Genomic DNA, 4,132 nt, shown 5'->3' with positions numbered 1-4,132 from the left:
TACGGATCTTTCTGTTTGTGAACTGTAAGCGAAGAGGAGTGATTGATTTCAATAGAATAGAGGGGGAGAGAATTTTTCGCTCTTGGGGCTCTTATGCAAGACGAATAACGCTATCCGTATCAATCAAAGTATTCGTATAAAAAAGATGCGTGTTGAAAGAGGGAGGCTTAGAGCACGTGGAAAACCATAGTGTATAAAATTGGTAATGAGGGATCTTCTTTGAAAAGGCAGGCTCTCAATTTTCTGCCATATGGGATGTTTGCCATATGGGATGTTTGCCATATGGGAGCGTGGGGTGGCTTCTTGAAAGCTTCACTGTGGAGGGGTATCACTGTTTGGTTTTTGCTTTTGGTAAGGGGTGGGGAGAATGGGAAAGGCGTTGAGAGGAGGTTCTGGAAATGGCTCTGTTAGATTTGTTGTAAATGACGAATAGGATCGATGAAGCTTATTCTAATTTTTACAGGGAATACTTGTGTTGCTTGAGGTGGGTAGAGAGGCTAGAAAGATAAGATTATTCATTTTGGGGCGGATAAAGGTATCAATGGGATATGTTCAAACAATGAGTTTATAATAATTCATTATTGAGATTTAATTTGAATTTCAATGAGAGCCCGAAATAGTGTGAGATGTTCTTATTTCAACCCTTCTTATTCAGACGCTCTTATATTGAATCAAGTAAAATCGTTTGTTTGCATATTACAAACAGGGTGAGCTTGTGGGGAAAAATATTCAAGAAATAAAATATTGAAAAAATAAAAATGCCTATACCGTCTCAAGTGCTAAGAGCTGTTGCAACAGTGAGGCTTGGTAAAGAGAAGGATAGGGGGACAATCTTACAGAAATGAAAGAGAGGGGAGGCAAGGAAAGGGGTGGGGGGATATTCTTTGGGGGGCGGTCAATTTCAAAAGCCGTTCGTAAGGCATTTTAGAGATTAAGCGTGGCATTGAGGCTCTTGATTTTGAAGCTACTGATTTTGAGGCTATTGAAGCGCATGGTTTAAAGGATGGAGGATTTGATGAAGCCGATGAAGGTTGGGGAAAAGATTTAGGCTTATAGGGAAGACTTATAAGGGCAAGAAGAGAGAGGCAAAAGAAGAATAAAATGGTGCTGCGAGAGAGGATTGAACTCTCGACCTCTCCCTTACCAAGGGAGTGCTCTACCACTGAGCTACCGCAGCCCTTTTCAATCTTTGCGCTGTCTTGTGCCATATTGTCAGAAAATAGGCAAGAGAACATTTGTATATTCTTGCAAGAAAACGTATCTTATGTCATGACATATGTTTCTTATATGCTTAAATATTTAAGGTTATGAGTTGCTTGGATAGAAGCTCAACACTGTTTAAAAGGTTGCGCAATGACACAAATGCATCAAAAACAAAAACAAAATGAAATTAATCATCAAGATGAAAAAGCAAAACGACGTCAAGAAAGATTGGCACAACAATTGCGTCAAAACCTGAAACGTCGAAAAGAGCAAAGCCGAAAAAGAGCACAACCAGAGCTCTAAAATGCAAAAAGCTCTAAAATGCAAAAAAATGTTTTTTAGTAAATTTTTGCAACCAAACTTCTCAATAATTTGTTCTCATAGTTAGAATGCGTTCTAAAACGATTAATAAAGCATAACTTCCCGAAGGGGGACAATCCTTTGGAAGGGCAGGCACAAAGGAAAAGAGGGAAAACACGATGGATTCTATTCAAATTGTTGGGGGAAAAAAACTTCAAGGAACAATTCCTATATCAGGGGCAAAAAATGCTGCATTGCCTCTTATGATTGCGGCGCTGCTGACAGAAGAAACGCTCACTTTAGAAAATATTCCGCATCTGGCCGATGTTGAATTGCTTATTCGTATTCTCAATAATCATGGTGTTGGATATGCCGTTGATGGACAAGAGTTTAACGATGAATGTGTGAATTCAAGAACAATTCATTTTACGGCGCAAAAAATAGCCACAACACGGGCACCATACGAACTGGTGAAAAAAATGCGTGCAAGCTTTTGGGTTATCGGACCACTGCTTGCACGATGCGCAGAGGCTTATGTTTCGCTTCCTGGAGGATGCGCTATTGGAACAAGACCTGTCGATTTTATCCTTGAGGGACTTAAAACTTTAGGCGCACAGATTACTATCGAAAATGGATATGTTCATGCAAAAGCGCTAAAGGGGTTAAAAGGTGCTCACTATCGTTTCCCTAAAGTCACTGTTGGTGGAACCCATGTGCTGCTGATGGCGGCGACAATGGCAAAGGGAACAACCACTCTTGAGAATGCAGCTTGTGAGCCAGAAGTGACAAACCTTATTCGAACCCTGAATGCTATGGGGGCTCAAATAACCGGTGAAGGAACAACAACGCTTACAATTGAAGGGGTTAAAAAACTCAACGGTGCTAGAGTACGCGTTATTGCTGATCGAATCGAAGCGGGAACATATGCAATGGCTGTTGCTATGACGGGAGGAGATGTCTTTCTTAAAAATGCAAATCCTAATCATCTCACAAAGGTGCTTAAGGTGCTCCAAAAAACAGGACTCGAGATTCAAATAGAACCTCAAGGAATTCATATTAAGCGAAATCCAAAGAACACCAAAATTATGCCCGTTGATATTAAAACAGGACCTTATCCTGCTTTTCCAACTGATCTCCAAGCGCAATTCATGGCGCTCATGACACGGGCTGAAGGAATCGCGCATATTACAGAGACGGTTTTCGAAAATCGTTTTATGCATGTTCAAGAACTCAATCGCTTAGGAGCACAGATAAAGCTTGATGGGCAGACGGCAACTGTCTATGGAACAGAGAATTTGCAAGGGGCTCCTGTCATGGCGACGGATTTGCGTGCTTCTGTTTCTCTTGTGATTGCAGCATTGGCAGCAAAGGGAGAAACAATCGTCAATCGTGTTTATCATCTTGATCGTGGATTTGAGAGATTGGAAGAAAAATTGGCTCGTTGTGGCGCAAAAATCCAACGTATCACAGTGTAAAGCTTTCAAAGATATGCTCCAAAGAATGGCTTTGAGAGGGGGTGATATGTTGTTAGGTGTGCTTTTGGGAGGTGTGATCTCAAAAATAAAGGGTTATTAGTCATCTCAATAAACGTGGGTTTTATTTCATGGTTTTGGAGTTTTTACGAGCGGGCATAAAAGTTTGAGAGGCGGGGGTGGAGCTCATAAAATAAAGACTGTTTTTAAATTTTATTGCTAATTTCCTGAAATTGCTTTATACCTTAAAGGGTAACTTTGGTCGTCTACGCAGCGATCAGTAGGGTCTGAAAGCCCTAAAGTTCAGTACATAAGATTAGCCTACTTTTGTAGGTATCCCGGGATTCCGGGAGTTTTTGCCATGTCCAGGTGCGATGAGCACTAAAAGCAAAAAAAGCTGACTGAACTCAGTACTTTCAGACTCCCGGAATACCAATGCGAGGGCGCTCGCAACCGGCAGGGGAGCTTGAAGTGAAAGCTAAAAATCCACACTTTAACGATATTTCGATAGGCAGAAAAATTCGCTTTAAAAGAACAATGATCGGGATGTCGCAAAAGAAATTAGGTAGCCAGTTAGGTGTGACTTTTCAACAAATCCAAAAATATGAAAAAGGCTCTAATCGTATAGGAGCTGGGCGTTTACAAGAAATTGCCGATATTCTTAATGTTCCCATTTCTTTTTTCTATACGGATCTCTCGACAAAAGAAAATGCCTTGTATTGCTGTGATGAAGGGATCGCAAGTAAAGAAGAGCACATCCTTTTGAAAAGTTTTAGAGAGCTCAAACCTCAAAAACAGAAAGCAATTTTGTGTTTGATTGTCTCATGAGATAAAAACACTGTTTTAAATTTTATTGCTGGTCTCCAGAAATTATTTTATGAACAAGCACCAGGGTTCTCGTCGTACAGTGTGGTTGAATGGTGAAACCCAAAGCCTGAAAATCCAAGATGAAACATTGGCCTGCTTTATAAGTATCGCGAGATTCTGGGAGTTTTTGCTATGTCCAGGTGCTCTCTAGCACTAAAAGCAAAAAAGCTGACTCGGATTCAGTGTTTTTGACTCCCGGAATACCAATGCGAGGGCGCTCGCAACCGGCAGGGGAGCTTGACGTGCAAACTAAAAATCCACACTTTAACGATATTTCGATAGGCAGAAAA

At 40.9% G+C, this 4,132-nt stretch carries 3 protein-coding genes and 1 tRNA gene; 3 read left to right on the top strand and 1 reads right to left on the bottom strand.

Annotated features, from left to right (window positions below; all coding sequences use genetic code 11):
- Positions 1-1,102: 1,102 nt before the first annotated feature.
- Positions 1,103-1,177 (bottom strand) — tRNA-Thr (locus ACFIL8_RS07985).
- A gap of 176 nt (positions 1,178-1,353) precedes the next feature.
- On the opposite strand from ACFIL8_RS07985, the gene ACFIL8_RS07980 reads away from it, so the two are divergent.
- The 3 genes from ACFIL8_RS07980 to ACFIL8_RS07970 all read left to right on the top strand — a co-directional run bounded on the left by ACFIL8_RS07980 (position 1,354) and on the right by ACFIL8_RS07970 (position 3,803).
- On the top strand, positions 1,354-1,506 hold the full coding sequence (locus tag ACFIL8_RS07980; RefSeq protein ID WP_375607050.1) for a hypothetical protein: 153 nt from the start codon (positions 1,354-1,356) through the stop codon (positions 1,504-1,506).
- A 176-nt stretch (positions 1,507-1,682) separates the two neighbouring features.
- Positions 1,683-2,978, top strand: coding sequence for a UDP-N-acetylglucosamine 1-carboxyvinyltransferase (murA, locus tag ACFIL8_RS07975; RefSeq protein ID WP_375611654.1), 1,296 nt, complete (start codon positions 1,683-1,685; stop codon positions 2,976-2,978).
- Between the two features lie 432 nt (positions 2,979-3,410).
- Entirely contained in the window at positions 3,411-3,803 is a 393-nt protein-coding gene (locus ACFIL8_RS07970) for a helix-turn-helix domain-containing protein (protein WP_375636922.1), read from the top strand.
- Positions 3,804-4,132 lie beyond the last annotated feature (329 nt).

It is taken from the genome of Bartonella sp. AP57NXGY (assembly GCF_042195805.1).
In the GTDB taxonomy this organism is placed as follows: Bacteria; Pseudomonadota; Alphaproteobacteria; order Rhizobiales; family Rhizobiaceae; genus Bartonella.
Note: the sequence above shows the minus strand (reverse complement) of the source record. Positions and strands in the feature narration are given on the sequence as shown.

What these genes read in the sequence shown, in the direction of transcription:
- ACFIL8_RS07980 (WP_375607050.1), top strand. Translation starts at nt 1,354, where the DNA reads ATGACACAAATGCATCAAAAACAAAAACAAAATGAAATTAATCATCAA.
- murA (WP_375611654.1), top strand. Translation starts at nt 1,683, where the DNA reads ATGGATTCTATTCAAATTGTTGGGGGAAAAAAACTTCAAGGAACAATT.
- ACFIL8_RS07970 (WP_375636922.1), top strand. Translation starts at nt 3,411, where the DNA reads ATGCGAGGGCGCTCGCAACCGGCAGGGGAGCTTGAAGTGAAAGCTAAA.